This window comes from Okeania sp. SIO2C9 (assembly GCF_010672455.1).
In the GTDB taxonomy this organism is placed as follows: domain Bacteria; phylum Cyanobacteriota; class Cyanobacteriia; order Cyanobacteriales; family Microcoleaceae; genus Okeania.
In genome coordinates this window covers 260,088-280,845 of the sequence record NZ_JAAHGO010000004.1, presented here as the reverse complement: position 1 = coordinate 280,845, position 20,758 = coordinate 260,088, and the positions used below count along the sequence as shown (strand labels likewise).

Annotated in this window: 14 protein-coding genes and 1 pseudogene; 10 read left to right on the top strand and 5 right to left on the bottom strand. The window is 35.1% G+C overall.

The features are described 5' to 3' along the window. The first annotated feature begins 363 nt into the window (after positions 1 to 363). The 9 genes and pseudogenes from F6K23_RS05265 to F6K23_RS05225 form a co-directional block, all read left to right on the top strand. On the top strand, positions 364 to 567 hold the full coding sequence (locus F6K23_RS05265) for a hypothetical protein (protein ID WP_293151567.1): 204 nt from the start codon (positions 364 to 366) through the stop codon (positions 565 to 567). A gap of 624 nt (positions 568 to 1,191) precedes the next feature. Beyond that, complete coding sequence (locus tag F6K23_RS05260; RefSeq protein WP_293151565.1) at positions 1,192 to 3,456, top strand: YCF48-related protein; 2,265 nt, start codon at positions 1,192 to 1,194, stop codon at positions 3,454 to 3,456. A 57-nt stretch (positions 3,457 to 3,513) separates the two neighbouring features. Next, complete coding sequence (locus F6K23_RS05255; protein WP_293151562.1) at positions 3,514 to 5,169, top strand: glycosyltransferase family 39 protein; 1,656 nt, start codon at positions 3,514 to 3,516, stop codon at positions 5,167 to 5,169. 686 nt (positions 5,170 to 5,855) lie between these two features. Then, positions 5,856 to 6,836 (top strand): glycosyltransferase family 2 protein, encoded by a 981-nt coding sequence (locus F6K23_RS05250; RefSeq protein ID WP_293151559.1) that lies wholly within the window; start codon positions 5,856 to 5,858, stop codon positions 6,834 to 6,836. 211 nt (positions 6,837 to 7,047) lie between these two features. Then, on the top strand, positions 7,048 to 8,913 hold the full coding sequence (locus tag F6K23_RS05245) for a glycosyltransferase family 39 protein (RefSeq protein ID WP_293151556.1): 1,866 nt from the start codon (positions 7,048 to 7,050) through the stop codon (positions 8,911 to 8,913). Between the two features lie 319 nt (positions 8,914 to 9,232). Then, on the top strand, positions 9,233 to 10,189 hold the full coding sequence (locus F6K23_RS05240) for a hypothetical protein (protein WP_293151553.1): 957 nt from the start codon (positions 9,233 to 9,235) through the stop codon (positions 10,187 to 10,189). Beyond that, on the top strand, positions 10,190 to 10,486 hold the full coding sequence (locus F6K23_RS05235) for a hypothetical protein (protein WP_293151550.1): 297 nt from the start codon (positions 10,190 to 10,192) through the stop codon (positions 10,484 to 10,486). It begins immediately after the preceding gene. A gap of 24 nt (positions 10,487 to 10,510) precedes the next feature. Further along, on the top strand, positions 10,511 to 12,106 hold the full coding sequence (locus tag F6K23_RS05230) for a hypothetical protein (protein WP_293151547.1): 1,596 nt from the start codon (positions 10,511 to 10,513) through the stop codon (positions 12,104 to 12,106). Between the two features lie 376 nt (positions 12,107 to 12,482). Then, positions 12,483 to 12,857: pseudogene (locus F6K23_RS05225) on the top strand (lysylphosphatidylglycerol synthase domain-containing protein); the annotation flags it as partial. A 92-nt stretch (positions 12,858 to 12,949) separates the two neighbouring features. Here the strand turns inward: F6K23_RS05225 and hpnH are convergent. From hpnH to F6K23_RS05200, 5 genes are all read right to left on the bottom strand, one after another. Continuing rightward, positions 12,950 to 13,972: an adenosyl-hopene transferase HpnH gene (hpnH, locus tag F6K23_RS05220; protein WP_293151544.1), complete on the bottom strand. Its 1,023-nt coding sequence runs from the start codon at positions 13,970 to 13,972 to the stop codon at positions 12,950 to 12,952. A gap of 488 nt (positions 13,973 to 14,460) precedes the next feature. Next, entirely contained in the window at positions 14,461 to 16,110 is a 1,650-nt protein-coding gene (locus F6K23_RS05215; protein WP_293151541.1) for a hypothetical protein, read from the bottom strand. Positions 16,111 to 16,623: 513 nt separating this feature from the next. Continuing rightward, positions 16,624 to 17,064, bottom strand: a complete 441-nt coding sequence (locus tag F6K23_RS05210) for a hypothetical protein (protein ID WP_293151538.1) — start codon at positions 17,062 to 17,064, stop codon at positions 16,624 to 16,626. A 274-nt stretch (positions 17,065 to 17,338) separates the two neighbouring features. Beyond that, positions 17,339 to 18,388, bottom strand: a complete 1,050-nt coding sequence (locus F6K23_RS05205) for a Fe(3+) ABC transporter substrate-binding protein (protein WP_293151535.1) — start codon at positions 18,386 to 18,388, stop codon at positions 17,339 to 17,341. Between the two features lie 181 nt (positions 18,389 to 18,569). Continuing rightward, positions 18,570 to 19,775, bottom strand: a complete 1,206-nt coding sequence (locus F6K23_RS05200; protein WP_293151532.1) for a transposase — start codon at positions 19,773 to 19,775, stop codon at positions 18,570 to 18,572. A 708-nt stretch (positions 19,776 to 20,483) separates the two neighbouring features. On the opposite strand from F6K23_RS05200, the gene F6K23_RS42805 reads away from it, so the two are divergent. Continuing rightward, complete coding sequence (locus F6K23_RS42805) at positions 20,484 to 20,753, top strand: hypothetical protein (RefSeq protein ID WP_375340735.1); 270 nt, start codon at positions 20,484 to 20,486, stop codon at positions 20,751 to 20,753. The last annotated feature ends 5 nt before the right edge of the window (positions 20,754 to 20,758 follow it).

The window sequence follows — 20,758 nt, the reverse complement described above, 5'->3', positions numbered from 1 at the left end:
GACAATAATAAATATAGTCTATTTTAGGGTGCAAAGTTTTGTGAATCAACTCAATTCAATCAGATAATTTATCAAGTTTTTGAGGATTTTTCTGAAATTATAGCTGAGCAACTTTCAAAATTTCTCTTGTTGGGAAAAACCACAAGTTTCAATTTGTTAATCGGGTTCTTAAATCAGTTTGTGAGAAATACGGGAACAAGAGTCCCATGTCTGCAAGAGCTGGCGTTAGATTATATTGGGTGTTTTTCAAAAAAGAATTCCAGACCATTTTTACCTCTCCCTCAGATCAAGACCTTTTTCTCTAATATTTTTTTAATTTTTCCTTCTCAGCAGCTTTAGCAATCTAACAACTACAGACAATAGATGAGCGATCGCCGAGTTATATTGCTTCAAAGTAAAGCTTATTTATTGATGATAAATGTTATCCATAACGATGAATTTTTGGTAATGAAAAGAAGTCCTGAACCTTTGAGGAAGACAGCTAATATTTTAGATAAATTAGGTTTTTTGCAATCTGGTTTACTCAAGAGTAAAAATATTCAATATATTGTACAACAGCCAAAATAAGATTTAGTTTATGGTCATTTTAATACAGCAAATCAAATTGATAATCAGACTTATATTGCTAATGGTTGGGCAATATTACCAGAAAAAGGCGAAGTTGCTGATGGAGTAATTTTAACTTATGAAAACTCTCTGGGTGACGCAATAATATTTAAGTTAATTAATCAAAGGATGCCGATATCTAGTGTCAGAGAATATTTTAATAATTAAACTTATTTATATTCTGGTTGGCAAAAATATTTTTCGGTTCAGGAAATTTCCCAAGGAACAGTTAAACTTAAAGCCTGAGATTTTTTATACGGAAATTGACAAAGCTTTTTTATTGAACAAAACTCAAATAATATTTTCGAGCAATTAACAAAGCAAAAGTCGTTATCGATTGAGACAGAATTCAGGAGGTAAGAGTCCATAGTCAGGTAAGGATGCAAATAATCAATTATACCAATTGGAAAAAAGTTTGCTAAATATCCGCAGTATGGAATTGTAACGAGCAGAATTATCAGGTTTACCTACTTCTGATTTCTGCCATTCCGCAAGCAGATAAGAGTCTTTGATCGAAATGGTATGATCCATAATATGTTAAGATAATGTTCTAAAAATAACTGTATTTTTGAGCAGATAATTTTTATGACTCAAAGGCTTTCGCGAATCACACAATTTGCCAGATTAGTATTAGTTGCCTTCCTAATGGCAATACTTGTGAATATGGGTATCTCAGTGGCGCATCGTCCACATGATGTTGTCACACACATTGAAGTATCACCAAATTATCAACAAGACCAGACAGTATTAATTGTTGTTAGAAATAACCTGTATCGTTCATCTGATGGAGGCGTTTCATGGCAGCGTATTATTCAGGGTTTAGATTATTCTAGTTTGTTTATCACAGATCTGGAGTTAAGTCAGCAAAATGATGGTTTGGCATTTCTGGGAACACTTGGAGATGGAATCTACCGCTCATCAGACAAAGGACTTACCTGGCAAAAGACCAGCGAAGGTTTAGATGAACTTACTATAGACCATATAATCGTTTCACCAACTTCATCAAAGATTGTTCTAGCAAGTATATCTGATCGACTCTACTTAACTCAAAATTCTGGGGAGAGTTGGCAACAGGTATTCCAAAGTAAAAGTCCTATTGAAGCTGTAGGTTTTTCTAATGATGGCAAATTAGTTATTGCTGCCAATACAAAGGAACTCTTAGTATCTCGCGACAGTGGAGCAACTTGGCAAGCTAGCGATCGCGCAACATCTAGCCTGCCACTTGATAGTCCAATTGTTGCTATTGAGTCTATGCTAGGTGGACCAGTCGGTTCAATGTGGCTGGCGACTGAAACCCAGGGTATTTTTCAAACCACTGACCAAGGCAAAACTTGGACAAAACAGGCAATTGTGATCGCCAATGAGGTTGTTAAAGATATCAAAATTATTCCAGGTTCCCAAAATGAGCCACAACTGTTTGTTTCCACAGCAAATACTGGGTTATTTTACTGGGATGGCCAAGAATGGCAAGCAAAAACTCAGGGACTCATAATTGATCCCCAAGCTCAAGATATGAAGGAACCTAGCTTTACTGAACTGGAGTTCTCTGCAGATGGCAGCGTGAGTTTCTTAGCAGGTTTTGATGGTCTCTTCAAGTCTGAAGACCGGGGGGAAAATTGGCAAGACTTAGAAACCTTACTCAGGAGTACGGTGGTTGCAATGGCAGTTTCTAATGATTCAACTTTGGCAACTGTGGACTACGTTGGCAACATTAATATCAGTAGCGATGGCGGTCAAACTTGGAAGATTGCTCAAAGAGGTCTCCAAGAACCTTGGTTTACTAGAAAGTGGGAATCACTACCACCCAACTACGATCCTCGTCGCTACTTTGATGTTGCTTTTTCTCCAAACTACGATCGAGATAAAACACTATGGGCATCACTACTCTGGACTAAGGTAGCAAGAAGTCAGGATGGGGGTATCTCCTGGTCAATTAGTTCTATGTCTAAGGAAGAACGTGGACTCACAATAGGTGTTTCTCCAGACTTCTCAAAGGATAAGACTGTTTACATCCTAGCTCAAAAGGGTAATATCTATCGGTCTCAAAATGGAGGTAAAGACTATCAGAAAGTTGGTCAGGTTCCATCTCTTCAAGGCAACACTGGTCCCTCTATTGCCATATCTCCTAATTTTGCTAGCGATCGTACTCTCTATGTAACTGGAGAAAAGGGAATCTACAAGAGTACTGACGCTGGGAAAAACTGGGAAGCAATAAGTGAAAATACAGCTTTAGCAGAAGCAGGAAAAATGCAGATAGTTATTTCTCCAGACTTTGCACAGGATCAAACTTTATTTGTTAGTACCAGGAATAAAGGTCTTTTTCAATCACGGGATGGAGGAAAAACTTGGAACCAGCAGCTCACTATACCTGGAGTAGGTACTGAATCGCCTGAATTGGAAGCTATTGCTATTTCACCAAACTATGAGAACGATAAAACACTTGTGTTGGGTGTGCTAGGTCTTGGGTTATACAAAAGTGAAGATGGAGGGCAATCATTCAAACAAATTGCAGATGCTTCATTACCCCTATCAAGAATAGGTAATGTGCCTTCATCAGGAAAGCCGATTGTTTTTTCACCAAACTATATTAATGATAGAACTATCTACACCTTTGGTTCAGCTAGTTTAGAAATATTCAAGTTAACAGATGATGGAAAGACCAAGGAAACTTTAGTTATTCAAAATTCTGAGTCAATGGGAGAACCAAATCTTATCAGCAATATTCGGCTATTTTTATATGTCTATCAAAGTTTATTTAAAAAAGCTTTAGTCTTGTTGGCCGTCGTCATTATAGTAGGGATTGTTATCTATCTAACGTCTAGAACACTCAAGAGTCGAGGTAAAGTATGATATAAATGTTTAGCATTTAAACTATATATCTTAATTTTGGGAAAGGGAACACCTGATATGGAAACAGGAAAGCAAAACAAAAATCTTATTCTATCGCTCTTTAGACGTGAAGTTCATCAGTATCAGCAAACTGAACCCTCTATACCGAACAGTTGGAAAGTTTTGATCGTTGTGATACTGCTATTGCGCATCTTTTTATCTTTCGCCAACTTAGATCAAAAGCCTTATAATGCTGATGAAGTTAGAGGCTTTTATAGAATAGCAGGTTATACCAGAACTCAAATTGTTGAAGAAGTTTTTAATGGGGAAATTATTAGTGCAGAGAAAATCCTCACTTATCAAGTTCCAACATCCGCTAAAGGTTTACCAGATACTATGTCTGCATTAGCGGGTAATTCAGAACATACTCCTCTCTACTACGTCTTATGTCGTTTTGTAATTTCAATTTTCAAAGACCCTTTTGCTGCCAGAGTTTTATCTGTAATATTTGGATTTGCTTGTTTGCCTGCTGTTTATTGGCTTTGCTATGAGCTTTTCGGTTCGCGATCGGTAGGGTGGATTGCAGTTGGACTAATTAGTGTATCACCTTATCAAATTCTACTATCTCAGGGAGCCCGTCAGTATAGTCTTTTTGGAATTTCTACTTTAATCTGTACTATAGCACTTCTACGTGCTATGAGGAAAAATGATAAACTAAGTTGGGTAATTTGCACGCTGACTTTCATCTTCGGTTTCTATTCACACCTGTTTTTTGTATTTGTTGCTTTTGGTTACTGCTTGTATATACTTTCTCTTGGCCTCAAGCAAATTCGTTCTTACTTAGTTCCTTTTATTGTCAGTATGTCAGTTGCTTTCGTAGCATTTCTCCCTTGGATAATTGTGATCTTGACAAGTATCAATGAAATTCAAGAAAAGACACAATGGGTAAGTAGTCGAAACTCCAATATTTCTATTTTGATCAGAGGTTTGCTCAATAGCTTAGGTAGTTGCTTTTTAAATTGGAATAATTCCGTTCCTAGAATAGAGCCTTATTCTAGTTATTTAATCTTTGGTCTTGTTGTTATATCTTTATACTTTCTGATTCGATTTACACCCAGGAGAGTTTGGTCATTAGTAGTGATCTCAATTGTATTGACACCTCTAGTTCTGGTAACTGCCGATCTAATTTTGGGTGGCGGACGCTCTTTGCAATCTAGATATCTACTTCCTTCTCTATTATTCGTGCAAATTTCTGTCGCCTATTTCCTGACTAAATGTATTATCTTTTCATTCTACGCTTGGGAAAAAGTATTTTGGAGATTTGCATATCTAACAATGGTTTTCGTTGGAGTTATATCAGCCATCATGATCGCCAAAACACCAGGTTGGGATTACCTAGAACAAGGCAGAACAGCAAATGCATTAAATTTAAAGATGGCTCCACTGATTAATGTTGCAAATCGTCCGGTTGTTATGAGTGAAGCTACGCACAGTTTTGTTTTAGGTTTGAGTCATTTGGTCAATAAAGATGTTGACTTCCAAGTGATAAATGATGTTGAGGCAAGTGAATTTTCAAGTTATTTTAATATACCGGAGCTAGCACAAAAGTATGAAGAAGTGTTCATATACCTTCCAGATAAGCAGTTCAAATCATTTGTTGAACAGGAACAAGGAGCGGAGCTAGAATCTGTTTTTGAGACTAAGTTATATCGTTTGAAAAGGGCTTTGTTGTAAAAATTAGAGAATCCAGATCGGGGTTAGAATCTCTGACAACCGCAAATTCTGGATAGTTTAGGATAGGTGACAGCAGTTTTCATTTTTATCTTACGCGCCATATGTACCTCATAACAGCGGGAGGTGATGTCACAAGGATTTCAGGTAGAGAAGTTGATAAAAAGCAGAAAAAATAGTAAATTTATCAGGACTTACGCAGAATCAGCTTGAAAACACCATATGTAGGGGTGAATGGTATTCGCTCTCAGTCAATATAGTGTCTATGCGTAAGTCCTGTTTATATGTAATCAGTTTAAAGATGTCATATCAAATCCGGTTAAACAGTTATAGATTGGTTAAGTCTTTAGGAGACAGGAGTCAGGAGTCAGGAGGAGAGAGAATCACAAACATTTATTAGTTATGACGATTCGAGATTTTTTTTATGTCTAATTAAACGGATTTGAGATCACAAATAGTTTCCAACTTTAAATGTCAAATAATTTCCTAAAATTACTGTATAGTCAAAGTTTTGAGCTGATAAAATCTTACTTTTGGCTTTTTACTTCCCTCCTTGGGGATAAAGGGGGAGGTTGATTTTTGACTTCCATGAAATGGTATAAGATAGCCATAGATCAGTCGAGCAAGTGGACTACTGAAAGCGGACAAACTACGCCAGTACCCAAAAGAAATAAAGGGAAAAAAGATTAATGACTAAACTAATTATACAAATCCCCTGTTATAACGAAGAAGCTACTTTAGGAATGACTCTGATTGAATTACCTCGACAACTTCCTGGTATAGATAAGATAGAATGGTTGATTATTAATGATGGTAGTATTGACAAAACCGTAGAAGTAGCTAAAGCGTCTGGAGTCGATCATATTGTTAATTTTGAATATAATCAAGGATTAGCAAAAGGTTTTATGGCAGGAATAGAAGCTTGTTTACAAAATGGAGCTGATATTATTGTTAATACGGATGCTGATAATCAATATTGTGCAGCAGATATACCTAAACTAATTGAACCAATTTTAGATGGCAGAGCAGAAATAGTAATTGGTGCTAGACCAATTCAAGAGATTAAACATTTTTCACCAATCAAGAAATTTTTACAAAAAATAGGTAGTTTAGTTGTCCGTATTGCTAGTGAAACAAATATTGCTGATGCTCCTAGTGGTTTTCGTGCTATTAGTCGTAATGCAGCACTACAATTAAATGTTTTTAATGAATATACTTACACACTAGAAACTATTATCCAAGCTGGGCAAAAAGGAATGACAATTATTTCTGTCCCCATTAGAACTAATGGTTATTTACGACCATCTAGATTAGTTAAAAGCATTCCAGCTTATATCCAAAGATCGATTTTTACGATCGTGCGGATTTTTATGACTTATAAACCCCTAAAGTTTTTCACAATTTTAGGGACTATTCCCTTTAGTTTTGGTTTCATATTATGTGTACGTTGGTTAATTCTATACTGGAGTGGTACTACGAGGTCTCATGTTCCTAGTTTAGTCTTAGCTGCAATTTTAATTTTAATAGGATTTCAGCTATTTATTTTTGGTCTAATTGCTGATTTAATGTCAGTTAATCGTAAGCTTTTAGAAGATATTCAGTTAAAATTACGTCGTAATTTTTTGGATAATTCATTAGAAAATAATCTTAAAAAATCTAATTTTGATTAGAGGATATATGAAAATTTTTTTGATACTGAATTTTGCCCCCCTAACCCCCCAAATTTGGGGGGAACAAGAGTCAATTTGCTTCTAAAAGTCCCCCAGTTTTGGGGGATTTAGGGGGCTTGAATATAGCAAATGGGACTTCTCTCCTCAAAAATTTTTCCCTTCTGCCTTCTGCCTTCTTCCTTCTTCCTTCTTGAATATTGAAATATTAAAAATGATAATTCTTCCTATCTTATCCTTTGTATTGATTTTTGCTCAATTATTAACTCAAAAAAATGATTGGGGTGATAGTTTCTTTAAAGCAATTGTTTTATGGGGAATAATTTTAACAATAATAACTGAATTACTAAGTTTATTTGGTTTGTTTCAGTATTTTTGGGTAATAGCAGCTTGGCTATTAATAAATTGTTTATATGTATTTTTACTAACAAAATATTCGTTAAAAAAACATATAGATAATCTCAAAATATGGGGCAAAAGTTTACTGGGGTTATCACCAATGTTAATACTTTTGCTTGCCTGTATAACAATTATTGTGTTCTTAATTGGTATAAATGCAATAATCGCTGCACCCAATCACTCCGATTCAATGGAGTATCATTTACCCCGTATATATTATTGGATTCAAAATCATACTGTAGCTCATTATCCTACCTATAATTTATTTCATCTTTATCAAAATCCTTGGTCAGAATTTGCCATGACTCACTTTCAAATTCTCAACAAAAGCGATCGCTTTGTGAATATGATTCAGTGGTGTAGCATGGCAATGAGTGTCTTAGGTGTTTCTATTCTGACCAAGCAGTTAGGTGGTAATATTCGCGATCAAATTCTAGCTAGTGTTTTTGCTGTAACTATTCCTATGGGAATTCTACAAGCTTCTGGTACTAATAACGATCTTGTAGTTACTTTTTGGTTAATTTGTTTTGTTTATTTTACATTTACAACCTTAGAAAACGGTATATCTAAAAGTAATATTTTGTTTTTAGGGTTTAGTTTAGGTTTAGCTATTTTAACAAAAGGTACGGCTTATATTTATGCTTTCCCATTTTGTATTTGGTTATTGTTGTGGGGGATTAAAAATTTAAAATGGCAAGCTATTAAACCTATCGTTATTATTTTATTAATAGTATTAGCCATTAATTTAGGACATTATTTAAGAAATTATGCTCTTTTTGACTCGGTATTAGGATTGGCAGCTACGGGAGAAAAAAATAAAGAGTTTGGTGTCTTGGTTTCTATTTCAGGAATATTAAAAAATTTATCATTGCATGCTGATATTGTCAGGAATCTACAATTAGAAAAAATTATTTCTCCTACTACGGGTTTAACGAATAAAGTATTAGAAATTATTCATGGAGTCTTAGGAATGGACTTAAACGATCCAGCTTTAATTAGCCCTAAGGCAAGGAAATTTTATGTTCCTGGCTTATCTATTTATGAAGATACTGCTGGTAATCCTTTGCATTTATTGTTAATAATAGGGTCATTGTTTGTATTGACTTTGAATAAAAAAATATGGACGAATAAACTTTTAATTAAATATGGGATAGTTCTAGTTGTAGGTTTTGTTTTATTCGCAAGTCTTTTAACATGGTCTCCTTATCGTTGTCGATTACATTTACCTCTATTTATATTATTTTCTCCTTTTGTAGCTATTGTATTTTCTAAATCTTTTCCGAAACAAGTAAGCTATTTCTTGGCAATACTTGTTTTATGTCTTTCTTACAAATGGATTCTATTTAATTCAGTTAGACCATTAATTGGGGAGAACAATATTTTTCAAAGTTCAAGAGTAGAACAGTATTTTAACACTCAACAAAAATATCAACAATTTTATTTAGATGAAGTTGTGAGAGTAGAATCAAATCAATGTAAAAATATAGGATTGACTTTTAAAAATTCTTCTTTTGAGTATCCTTTATTAGTTTTATTAAATGAAAATTACCCTAAACAAGTTCAACATATAAATGTAGCAAATGAATCTCAAATATTAGTTAAGAAAAATTCTAACTCTAATTTTGAAAGCTTAAATAATGATTGTATTATCAATATAGATAGAAGTAAATTAAAAAGTTAAGAGAATTAATAATGAAGAGGATAAGTAGGTAGGTGAGAAAATTTACAACTACGTCATTGCGACGGTTACTCCGTAGAAGGAAGCAATCTCAAGGGTTTTGACGGCATAAACATTTTGTTACATAGTGACATTTATTCGCGCCTACCTACTTATACAAAAAGTTATTGTAGCAATCCTATTTTATTTGTGTATAAAAATATTACGGCTTTTAGGAAACACTTAACTGGTGGGAGTTTCAGTTTTTTTATCTACTTTTTGATTTGTCACAACCTATTTAGGATCGCTATATTTGATTCATAATTTTTAAGGTGATAGTTCAATGAAAGCTTATTCTAATTTTTTAAAAATATTTGGTGCATTTGTTCTTTCTCAATTAACAGTGGTATTTACTATCAATCTATTAGTAGATCCTTATAAAATTTATCGGATTATCAACATTGAATATTTTAATAGAGAAAAACCTTTGATTGAAAAACAAGGAATGCGTAAAGTTAAGAGTCTTGATATTGAACAAGGTAACTATGAAATTCTCTTACTAGGAACATCAAGGGTACAGAATGGATTAAATCCTCGTTCTACGGTTTTTGCTTCTAAGAAAACATACAATGTGGGATTACCCTTAGGAGGAATTTATGAACTTAACCAAATTATAGATTTTGCTCGAACCAGAAAAAACTCCCGCTTGAAAACTGTTATCTTAGGGTTAGATTTTTTCTCTTTTAATAATAAAATAACTGTTAGTGGTGACTTTAAGGAATCAAGATTCGCTAATAAAAATGTTTTTATTACCAGTATTCCTGATTTACTATCTCTCGAAACCTTACAATCATCTATTGATACTCTAAAATTCAACTATAGAGGAAATCAAGCCAATTATTATGACAATTTAGGTACAAGAAATAAGGAATTACCAAACCTCAAGCATCGAGAATTATTTAGGAGAACTTTATCTCAGTATATGATTTATGAAACATTATATGCTGGGTTTGAATTAAGTAATGAAAGATTAGAAGATTTTAACAAATTAATTGAGTATTGCTACAAACATAATATTGAATTATATCTATTTATATCTCCTGTTCATGCACAACAGCTAGAAACAATTCGGTTGATGGGATTATCTACTCAATTTGAGGACTGGAAGCGAGACTTAGTTAGAATTATTGCTGAACAGTCAAGAAAAAATCAGGATAAACCACCAATTAATTTATGGGATTTCAGTGGCTATAATACTATAACTATGGAAACTGTTCCGCCTCTGGATAGTGAAAATTAAATGAAATATTTTATAGAGTCATCTCATTATAAGAAAATAGTTGGTGAAAAGATTTTGGTGAAAATTTTAAATTTACCTAAAGATGATGAAGATGAATATCCTCAAGATTTTGGTGTCTTAATTAATCAAGATAATATTGAGACTCATTTAACAAAAATCCGTAATGATTCAAAAATTTATCAGAAAAATTTTCCAGAAGAAATTGCTGGGATAAAACAATTAATTAAAGAAACAGAAGAAAAGCGTCTATCTAATTTTAAGATATTTAAGAATCAAGTTGAAAATATAGAATTATAAGGTAATTTAAAGGCAGAAAAATTTATGAATCGTAACTTATTTGCTCAAGAGGCGATCGCTCAAATACCTAAAATATTAACTTTAATGGATCGAAATGTTCATAGCTACAACTATGGCTGTTTTGATCGAAATTTTTGGCAGTATAAAATTATAGATTTTCCCAGTGGAATGAGCCAAGAATTTGTTTTTCCTTTAGCCTTAGCTTATAAAACCAACATTCCTGAAAATCATTTTTATGGTCAAGAAATTATTAGATATTGGGTAGAAGCGGGAATTTTATTTGCCGCCAAAAGTGCTCATAAAGATGGTTCTTGTGATGATTATTTTCCTTTTGAAAGAGCAGGAGGAGCAGCAGCATTTTCTTTATTAGCTTGTATTGAAAGTTATAAGTTAATGGAATTAGATAATCCAAATGCTTTAAAATTTTTTGAAAAAAGAGCTAATTGGTTAGCACATCATCAAGAAAGTGGCAGACTGACAAATCATCAAGCATTAATTGTTTTATGCTTAGAGTTACTTTCTGATTTATTAAAAACTGATAAATGGAATCAAAGTAAACAAGAGCGTTTAGAACAAGTTTTATCATGGCAAAACCATGAAGGTTGGTTTCAAGAGTATGAAGGATGTGACCCAGGTTATCATACTTTAACTATTTCTTGTTTAGCATGGATTTATGAACTTAATCCTAATATCGATCTAAAAGGTGCTTTAGCGAAAGCTGTTGCTCTTGCTAGTCATTTTGTTCATCCAGATGGTTCTTATGGTGGAGAATATACGAGTCGTAATACTTATAATTTCTTTCCTTATGGCTTTGAATTAGTGGGCAAATGGATGCCAGAAGCATTGAATATTAACGATCGCTTTTTAAAGGGTTTAGAAAAAGGATTAAATCCTTGTTATGCAGACGATCATATAGTAGGACATCATACTTGGAATTACCTTTTAGCTTGGCGTGATTTTGTTGAAGTTAGACCTAATTTATCCCCTCGTCCTAAGGGAAGATTTCATTTAAAAGAAGGAGGTATTTTAATAGATAGGAGGGAAAATACTGAACTTTATCTTGCTCTTAATAAAGGAGGAGTATTCAAACTATTTCGTGACAATAAATTAATTGTTTCTGATACTCAATTTTCTCTGTTAATCAAAGAAAGCAATAAAGTCAAAAATGCAGTAGCTCATTTAGTTAGCTCTCGTTACAAAATTGAACTAGGGGAAAATGAAATTATTATTCAAGGTTCTTTAGGTTGGGCAAAACAAAAACAAATGACTAGCTTTAATTTAATTGTTTTAAGAATAGTTATGTTTACATTAGGACGTTTTTTCCCAAATTTAATCCGTAAAATTCTGCAAAAAATACTGATTACTGGTAAGAAAAATGCTCCTTTTGTATTCTATCGTTCTTTACAATGGAATAATGGCAATTGGGTTGTTTACGATCAATTAACAGCAGAATCATGGAATTCTGTTATTGCAGGGGGAATAGGTTGCGATCAAACTTCTATATATGTAGTTATGAGTCGAACTTTTCAAGAAGGACAACTACAACGTTGGCTCGATCTTACTCCACAAATAAAACAACTTGAACCCAAGCAAAACTTAACATTAGAAAGAAAATTATAATTCAAGAATTTAGAATTAAGAATTTAGAATTTAGAATTACCTCTTCTTATAAATAAGAGGAATGGAGAGGCTTTATACCTGAATTTTTCGGTAACTAAATAGCAATAATTAGGGCTTGATGATTAAATCTCAAAGTCTTTACACATAAAGGTTTGAAGATTTTTAGGTATCAAAAAGTTCTAGCTTTTAGGTAGTTCCGGTTCAATTTAGGAGCGTATTTTGGGTAGATTATGGCAGAAAAATTAAGGGAGGATTCTTCCAATTACCTATTCTATAATTCCCATTCCTCCTGGATTAACTGATTCTGGCTCCTGACTCCTACTCTTACCACTCATACTTTTTGAGCAAACCCTAATTAATCATCTAAATAAATCCAATGAAAAAATATATTTCTATTGCCGTAAGTGTTGCTATTCTATTAATTATTTACTCTAAAATTGACCTACAAAACTTAGCTAAAGTTTTTGCTAATTGTGATGGTTTAATAATGTTTTTGTCCTTAGCCATGGTAATTCCCATTACTTTATTTACCTCATGGCGATTACAACAATTAATGCCTAAAGGCAGCGATTTAGATTTTCTAGAAGCAAATCGTTTGATTTTAGGTGCTAGTGTTTTGAATATGGTTTTACCCTCAAAAATGGGTGATATTGCTAAGTCTTATTTTATGAAAGATAGAGGACATTTAAGTGGTACTCTATCTCTCTCCTTAGTAGTCTTTGAAAAAGCCTGTGATATGTTGTCACTACTCTTTTGAACAAAGTTGTCAGTGGTAGCCGAAAAAAGCCTACCCTAATCCCTACAGCTGCCAAAAAATCGGAGCGTAGGCACAATAACTTTCATTTAACCCCCAATTTTCAACAAAGAACCCAAAACTTGAGGAATATTTTCTAACTCCATTGCTGCTATTGCTGCTGTCGGTTCATAACCACAATGAACCATACAATCAGCACATTTAGGATTACCACTTTTATAACCATAATTATCCCAATTAGTTGCTTCTAAAAGTTCTTTAAAAGTAGCATAATATCCTTCATTCATTAAATAACAAGGTTTTTGCCAACCAAGCACACTATAACTAGGGCTACCCCAGGGAGTACAATCATAATTTTTATCTCCCATCAAAAAATCTAAAAATAAAGGATTATGGTTAAAATTCCAATTCTTTTTACCAGCTTTAAAAGGAGCAAGAATTTCTCTGAATAATAACTGTGTTTGTTGACGTTTAAGAAAATGTTCCTGGTCTGGTGCCCACTCATAACTATAACCAGGAGAAATCATCATCCCATCAATATTTAAACTTTCCAAAAAATCAAAAAAATCCTGCATTTTTTTCGGGTCTGTTCCCTCAAATACAGTAGTATTGGTAGTAACTCGAAATCCTTTTGCTTTAGCAGCGCGAATTGCTTTAACTGCTATTTCAAACACTCCTTGTTGGTCAACACATTTATCATGAGTTGCTTGTAAACCATCAAGATGAATACTAAAAGTTAGATAAGGAGAAGGTTTAAATTTATCAAAATTCTTTTCAAGTAACAAACCATTAGTACATAAATAAACAAATTTTTGGCGCTGGACTAACCCCTGCACAATTTCAGCAATTTGTGGATGCAATAAAGGTTCGCCTCCAGGAATAGAAACCACGGGAGCGCCACATTCTTCTACAGCAGCAAAACATTCTTGAGGTGTGAGGTTTTGCTTGAGTATTTCCTTCGGATGCTGAATTTTTCCACAACCAGGACAGGCTAAATTACATCTGAATAGAGGTTCCAGCATTAAAACTAGGGGAAAACGTTTACGCCCTTTAAGACGTTGAGTCAGGAGATATTTTCCTACTTCTAGAGCTTGTTGGAGTTGAATTGCCATGAATAACCTCTTAATGTAAGTAATCTATTTATTTTTACACAATGGTCATTATTTATATCATTAAGAGTTTGTTATGTATCGTTGTGATATAGATAGAATGCGGTTCAATAATGGATAATTGATAATTACCTCTCCCTAAAAGCTATCCCTGATAAGGAATTCCTGAAACCCTTGTGGGAGGGTGGGGAGGAGGGGGAGGAAAATTTCTGTCTACAGTTATCAAAAAAATGTGTTTTTCAACACACTTTTCTCCCAAAAAAGCCTTTGAGAGGCTTGCTCATAACTTGTCTATAATGTCTACGTTTTATGTTAAGAAAGATGTTTATAAAGCATAGCCCTAAAAGGAAGAGGATTGAATAACTAAGATCGGGACTGACTCATAAGGTACGAAAAACTAGGATTTGAGATTGTTATCTGTTCCGGACTGCTGCATAAACCCTGTCGGTTGCTTCAGACGAAAATACGTTCCAGATGCCTAAGTCCTAATCTTAGTCGTCATCGCGATCATCATCATCATTGTCATCATCTCGGAAAAACTCATCATTATCAACTATCCCTACCACTGTACCGAAAGGGTTTCCTTGGGGAGGGATAACAGGGTTAAATGCTGGAGGTGGTGGTGGCAATACATTAAATGCTGGAGGTGGTGGCAATACAGGTGTATTGCTAAAGACAACAGAACCATCTGGACGAGTAACAGAGAAAGCATCAAAATTATCATCATCAAAAATGCCCACTACATTTACTTGTTCCCCTGGTGCTAAATTTAAGAATTGATTATCTGGCAGTTCTGTATCCACTAAGATTTGAGTACCGTTAGCATCCTGTAGGAGAAATTCATCATTATCAACTATCCCTACCACCGTACCGAAAATCGGATTTCCTTGGGGAGGGATGACAGGGTTAAATGCTGGAGGTGGGGGCAATACAGGGTTAACTGGAGGTGGGGGCAATACAGGTGTATTAGTAAACACAGGTGAACCATCTGGACGAGTAACAGAGAAAGCATCAAAATCATCACCATCAAAAATGCCCACTACATTTACTTGTTCCCCTGGTACTAAATTTAAGAATTGATTATCTGGCAGTTCTGTATCCACTAAGATTTGAGTACCGTTAGCATCCTGTAGGAGAAATTCATCATTATCAACTATCCCTACCACCGTACCGAAAATCGGATTTCCTTGGGGAGGGATGACAGGGTTAAATGCTGGAGGTGGGGGCAATACAGGGTTAACTGGAGGTGGAGGCAATACAGGGTTAACTGGAGGTGGAGGCAATACAGGTGTATTAGTAAACACAGGTGAACCATCTGGACGAGTAACAGAGAAAGCATCAAAATCATCATCATCAAAGTTTCCCACTACATTTACTTGTTCCCCTGGTACTAAACTTAAGAATTGACTATTTGGTAAATCTGTATCGACTAAGATTTGAGTACCGTTAGCATCCTGTAGGAGAAATTCATCATTATCAACTATCCCTACCACCGTACCGAAAAGTCGGTTTGCTGGGGGAGCGGTAAACACAGGGGAACCGTCTGGACGGGTGACAGAGAAAGCCTCAAAATCATTATCATCAAAGATTCCCCTTACATTTACTTGTTCCCCTGGTACTAAACTCAAGAATTGATTATTTGGTAAATTTGTATCCACTAAGATTTGAGTACCGTTAGCATCCTGTAGGAGAAACTCATCATTATCAACTATCCCTACCACTGTACCGAAAATCGGATTTCCTTGGGGAGGGATAACAGGGTTAGATGCTGGGGAAGGGGGATTAGCTATTCCTCCTGTAATGGGGTCTAATGCCGCTTGTGGGGGCGGTGGGGGCAGTGGGGGCGGTGGGGGCGGTGAGACCGGACTAGTTTGACTGCCTAAAATAATTGAATTATCTGGTCTAGTGATAAATATAGTATCAATTTCGAGGCCGTCAAATTCAGCAACTAAGACATTTACAGGCTCCCCAATATTTAAACTTAATTGATTAGCGTTCAAAGGTGAGGTGTCTACAGTAGCGCTACCACCGCTAAAATTTAGGGTAAAGTCTTCTCCATTATCTACGAAGCCAGCTACAATTCCACTTATGGTCAAGCCTGGTTGAATCTGCGTAAAAGTAAAATTTAAGTCGTCAATCATTTTTTACCTCGTTAGCTTGATAAATTTACTTATTAAAGGGGAAAATAGAAAAACTCAATAACTATATATATAGTAATAAAAAACCGTTGACGCAACATTTCTTTACCGAATAATTAATAATTAATAATTATTAATTAAATAATTCTGGTTAAAAGCCTCCCTTTTCAAAGGAAAAAGCGGTCGTTGCTCCACGAGGACACGGGGACACGGATACACGGGGATGATGGTTTCTGCTCTGGTGACAAAATAATCCCGAATTATGCAATGCCAAATTTTTAAGTTCATCAGGACTTACGCAAAGGCGCTACATATAGTAGATAAAAACTATAGCACTATTGTATATATGGTGTTTTTGTCGGAAAAACCAGCAATGTTTTTTGCTGGTTATTCGGATGTAGTTCAGTTTTGAATCCAAGTAGCATAAACAGATAATCCCAGATTTTTATAGATAAAACCAGATTTTAGCCAACAGTTACAAGCCCCTAAAATTTCAGTTTGTGAAGAGTCGATCCATCAGTCGAGGGCAATCATTTCCGTCGCTAATTGGGTAAAACCTCGATTAATATCTGCTTGTTTTGCTTCAATAACAATCAAATTCGTTGTCGAACGTAACAAGTAATCTAATTTTCCTTGCAATCTGTTGTCAACTTGAATGGAATATTCTATTCTTAACTTAGCGTGGGAATAATGAATTAAATCTGAGATAATGGGCGCAATGAGCATTTCCCTACGGGTAGCCTCATTCTCTAAATCTACATAAGGTAATATCTCCTCAATGCCCTCCTTTAGATCGGCGATCCGGTCTAATTCATCAGGATATTGTGGTAAAGTGAGAAATTTTCGCTCAAATGAATAACCAAATTCAGCAACCAAATCATCTGTCGTAAATCCCAACTCAAAATAATTGCTGAAAGTATAAGAACGATTAGGATCAAGTAATGGCTGACGAGTCATTGTTTTTATCCATTAAATAATATCCAATCCGTTTAATTCGGTATAAAAAAATTTTTCATCTTCACCCATTAACAAATCTTTCTAAATTCTCTTCCCTTCTGACTCCTGACTCCTGACTCCTAATTAACTATCTAATGATACCAATGCTACCGGATTTGATATAATCTAGGACTTACGCAGTCAAACGTATTTCCGTCATTGCTTCCCTGTGACTTGCAATCTCAAACGCTACTTTTTCATGCTTCGTGCGTAAGTCCTGATGATATTATCGTTACTATTTCCAGCCCACACGATCCATTAATTTAATCGCTTCAGCATTCAACTTGCCATAAACAGCAACATTTACAGCATCGCTCTTGAAGTTTCCATAGGTTGTCAAAACGCTAGGAACAGGTACACCTTCAACTACAGGATATTCATTGTTACCCTCAGAGAAGATTTTTTGAGCTTCTGGGCTGGCCAAATGTTCGAGAAACTTAATTGCACCTTCTTTATTTGGGGCAGTTTTAACTACGCCACCACCACTAATATTAATGTGAGTACCGCGGCCATTTTGGTTAGGGAAAAACATTCCTATTTTCTGAACAACTGCTTTGTCTTCTGCTTTGTCAGATTTTGCTAAACGGCCTACATAGTAACTATTAGCAATACCAATATCACCGATACCTGCAGCAACACCTTTTATTTGAGCAGTATCATTTCCTTCTGGGGGTCTGGCAAAGTTGCTAACAAAGCCTTTTGCCCAATTTTCTGTGTCTGACATTCCATGAATTTCAATTAAAGATGCTATTAAGGATTGATTATAAATGTTATTGGAGGAACGAATCAGAATTTTGCCTTTCCATTTATCTGTGGCTAAGTCTTCATAAGTTGATAGCTCAGATGGTTGAATTTTATCTTTGTTATAAACTATTACCCGTGCCCGTTTGGAGAAACCAAACCATAGGTTTTCCGGACTGCGGAGGTTGGCTGGAATTTTACTGTTGAGAGTAGATGAAGAAATGGGCTGCAAAATGCCTGCTTCTTCGGCTCGTCCCAGACGACCTGCATCTACTGTAATAAAAACATCTGCAGGACTGTTAGCACCTTCGCTTTTGATACGTTCAATTAACTCATCTCCTTTGCCTTCTATTAGATTAACTTTGAGGCCAGTTTTTTTGGTGAAACTGTCATAGAGAACTTGGTCAGTGTCGTAGTGGCGAGAAGAATAGAGATTTATCGCCTCACTTTGGGCTAATCCTCGATTACTTTTACCAAGTTCGGCGATCGCTACACTCGCCATTGCTGTGCCTGTTGCTAAAAATATACGTCTAGTAATTTTCATTTTCAATTTTTTCCTTGTTTTTGTTTGATAAATTAGGTATGGCTAATCACTTAATTTTCCCTGATTAATTTTAATAATATTGCAATTAATTCTTGATAATTTTCATATTTCATCGGAATTAATTGATAGAAAATCAGATCTCTACCGTACGAAAAAAACTGTAGAAAATCGATCTGAGCTTTTATCTTGATATTGGATTAACCAATACTGGCTGTACGGCACAGCTCACTATTCCCTCGGCAGTAAATACCCCTGGGAATTTCTTTCTAATAATTTGAAGACTGCCATTAATATCAGCATTAATGACTATACCAGTTCCACTCCTGAATAAACCACGTTTGACTCGTTTACCCCTATAAGTTTCATGTTTTATTGGTTGCTCAAGGTCAACGGCAGATGTTTTGCTTGTATAGCTTTCCTCTGTTTCAATCACCTTTATTCCTGCTAGCTGACATTTATAAGTAATTTGCTTGAGTAACTTATCATGTGGTATTTGGGTGAAATTTTGGTTGTTTTTTTTGCCGATATTTGTTCCTTGTTTCCAGTTATCATTTTTTCCTATGACTACAGTACCAATATTATTAGTTACTAAATAATTGACAACTAATTTGCTGGTGTTATGCAGATAATTCTCCACAAAACGATTTCGGTGATAACTTAATGCTTCAATTTTACGACTGGTTTTTCTGTTGCCTTTGAGATAACTTTGGTACTTGGCTTTACGCTTGTTGTAAAGCTGATTAACACTTTTTAGTGGCTTCCCGTTAACAAGCATAGGCTTAACACCAGGCTTGTTTGTAGATAGAGCAACTAATCTGTCAATTCCTAAGTCAATTCCGGCTACATATGTTGAGTGTATTTGTGGCTGAAGAGCTTTTTCATACACTACTTCAATTATATAGCAGCTAGTAGCAGGTACTATCCTGACTTCGATTACAGTTTCCACAACTACAGGTATTTTGATATCACTCATAGATAAGTGACAAATACCATCTAAAAGAGGGGCTTTATAGACTGATTCCTTTGAATATATAACTACATTTCGACCTTTGGTTTTGTCCTTATACTTTGGTATTTTAGGTTTACCTAAAAACTTCTCTGGATGTTTTGACCATTCTTTGATTGCCTGAAAATAACCACGCCAAGTTGCAACCAAGCATTTTATTATTTGTTTTGATACTTTAGTTGGTAATGCTCTATAGGCATCGCTATTTTTGGTGGCGTGGTACAGTTTAGTTAAATCTAGACTTTTTGAGCACTTAAAAAAATGCTGACGACAATAATAGTTAGCCAGGTTGTACAAGTTTTTTGATTTAAAGGCTAACTCATCACACACCCGCCAATATTGATGTGTTCGGTTAATAATATGTCTGTCAACAAGTCGCATTCACCCACTATAATTCATCTTAAGTCCTATACCTGTTTAATATTACAACACATTTGTTACAAATAGCAACTACTTTCTACAATTTTCATTCAACAGTTAATCACCCTTGAAAACTTGCGATAATTTAACCTAATTTTATCTGTAATAAGTAGTGACTTTCACAATGTATAAATTGTTTCCAGACACTATTTAAGTTTTACTCACAAACTTTTTTTTATCTCATAATTAAATATATTTGTCAAGTAGTTGTGCATTTATCTTTAATTGAGAAATTTTATAGAAAATTGCTGAGTTTTTTATGACAAATGTCTTATCGTAAATGACATAATTAATAACTTAGGGCTTGCTGAAAAGTTAAAAAAGTTGACACTACCATGGGGTTACAAGTAAGCTCTAAACTAGATATAGTAATGCTTTTGGCACAAAACTTGAATCAAAAAAAAATCTAGATGCGTTTACCCTGGGAAAATCCCTTTCTATGTATAGCTTTCAAAGAGCTTGGCACCCCGCGATCCTCAAAAGATACCAAATTGGGTCTATAGAAACCATTTGGTATCTTTTCTTGAAATACAAAAGTTTCAGGAAAGCCGTTTTAAGGAGCCTAAAAACTATAAGGGTTCAGGAAACCGAAAAATTATGAAAAATGACTGCCAGAATCATCAAACCCAGATGGGTATTGGACTTGTAATTTGTTAAATAGAGGAGGAGATGGGGAGATGGGGAGATGGGGAGATGGGGAGATGGGGAGATGGGGAGATGGGGAGATGGGGAGATGGGGAGATGGGGAGATGGGGAGATGGGGAGATGAGAGCATTTTTTTACCTGCTTGGTGCGCTACCAGGTGAGCTATCGGGCGGCGCGGGGTCTCATCCGCTTTTTCCCCTATTCTCGTTCCTGAATTTCCAGAACTTGCTCAGACTGAAGACGGAAGCCAAAAGCACATACCGCGTGCAAATATCCCACTCAGGGGTTCTATAGATTTG

Excerpts from the sequence above, each read along its gene's own strand:
- F6K23_RS05245 (WP_293151556.1), top strand. The coding sequence starts at position 7,048 with ATGATAATTCTTCCTATCTTATCCTTTGTATTGATTTTTGCTCAATTA.
- hpnH (WP_293151544.1), bottom strand. The coding sequence starts at position 13,972 with ATGGCAATTCAACTCCAACAAGCTCTAGAAGTAGGAAAATATCTCCTG.
- F6K23_RS05230 (WP_293151547.1), top strand. The coding sequence starts at position 10,511 with ATGAATCGTAACTTATTTGCTCAAGAGGCGATCGCTCAAATACCTAAA.
- F6K23_RS05240 (WP_293151553.1), top strand. The coding sequence starts at position 9,233 with ATGAAAGCTTATTCTAATTTTTTAAAAATATTTGGTGCATTTGTTCTT.
- F6K23_RS05205 (WP_293151535.1), bottom strand. The coding sequence starts at position 18,388 with ATGAAAATTACTAGACGTATATTTTTAGCAACAGGCACAGCAATGGCG.
- F6K23_RS42805 (WP_375340735.1), top strand. The coding sequence starts at position 20,484 with ATGGGGAGATGGGGAGATGGGGAGATGGGGAGATGGGGAGATGGGGAG.
- F6K23_RS05260 (WP_293151565.1), top strand. The coding sequence starts at position 1,192 with ATGACTCAAAGGCTTTCGCGAATCACACAATTTGCCAGATTAGTATTA.
- F6K23_RS05255 (WP_293151562.1), top strand. The coding sequence starts at position 3,514 with ATGGAAACAGGAAAGCAAAACAAAAATCTTATTCTATCGCTCTTTAGA.
- F6K23_RS05265 (WP_293151567.1), top strand. The coding sequence starts at position 364 with ATGAGCGATCGCCGAGTTATATTGCTTCAAAGTAAAGCTTATTTATTG.
- F6K23_RS05215 (WP_293151541.1), bottom strand. The coding sequence starts at position 16,110 with ATGATTGACGACTTAAATTTTACTTTTACGCAGATTCAACCAGGCTTG.
- F6K23_RS05200 (WP_293151532.1), bottom strand. The coding sequence starts at position 19,775 with ATGCGACTTGTTGACAGACATATTATTAACCGAACACATCAATATTGG.
- F6K23_RS05250 (WP_293151559.1), top strand. The coding sequence starts at position 5,856 with ATGACTAAACTAATTATACAAATCCCCTGTTATAACGAAGAAGCTACT.
- F6K23_RS05235 (WP_293151550.1), top strand. The coding sequence starts at position 10,190 with ATGAAATATTTTATAGAGTCATCTCATTATAAGAAAATAGTTGGTGAA.
- F6K23_RS05210 (WP_293151538.1), bottom strand. The coding sequence starts at position 17,064 with ATGACTCGTCAGCCATTACTTGATCCTAATCGTTCTTATACTTTCAGC.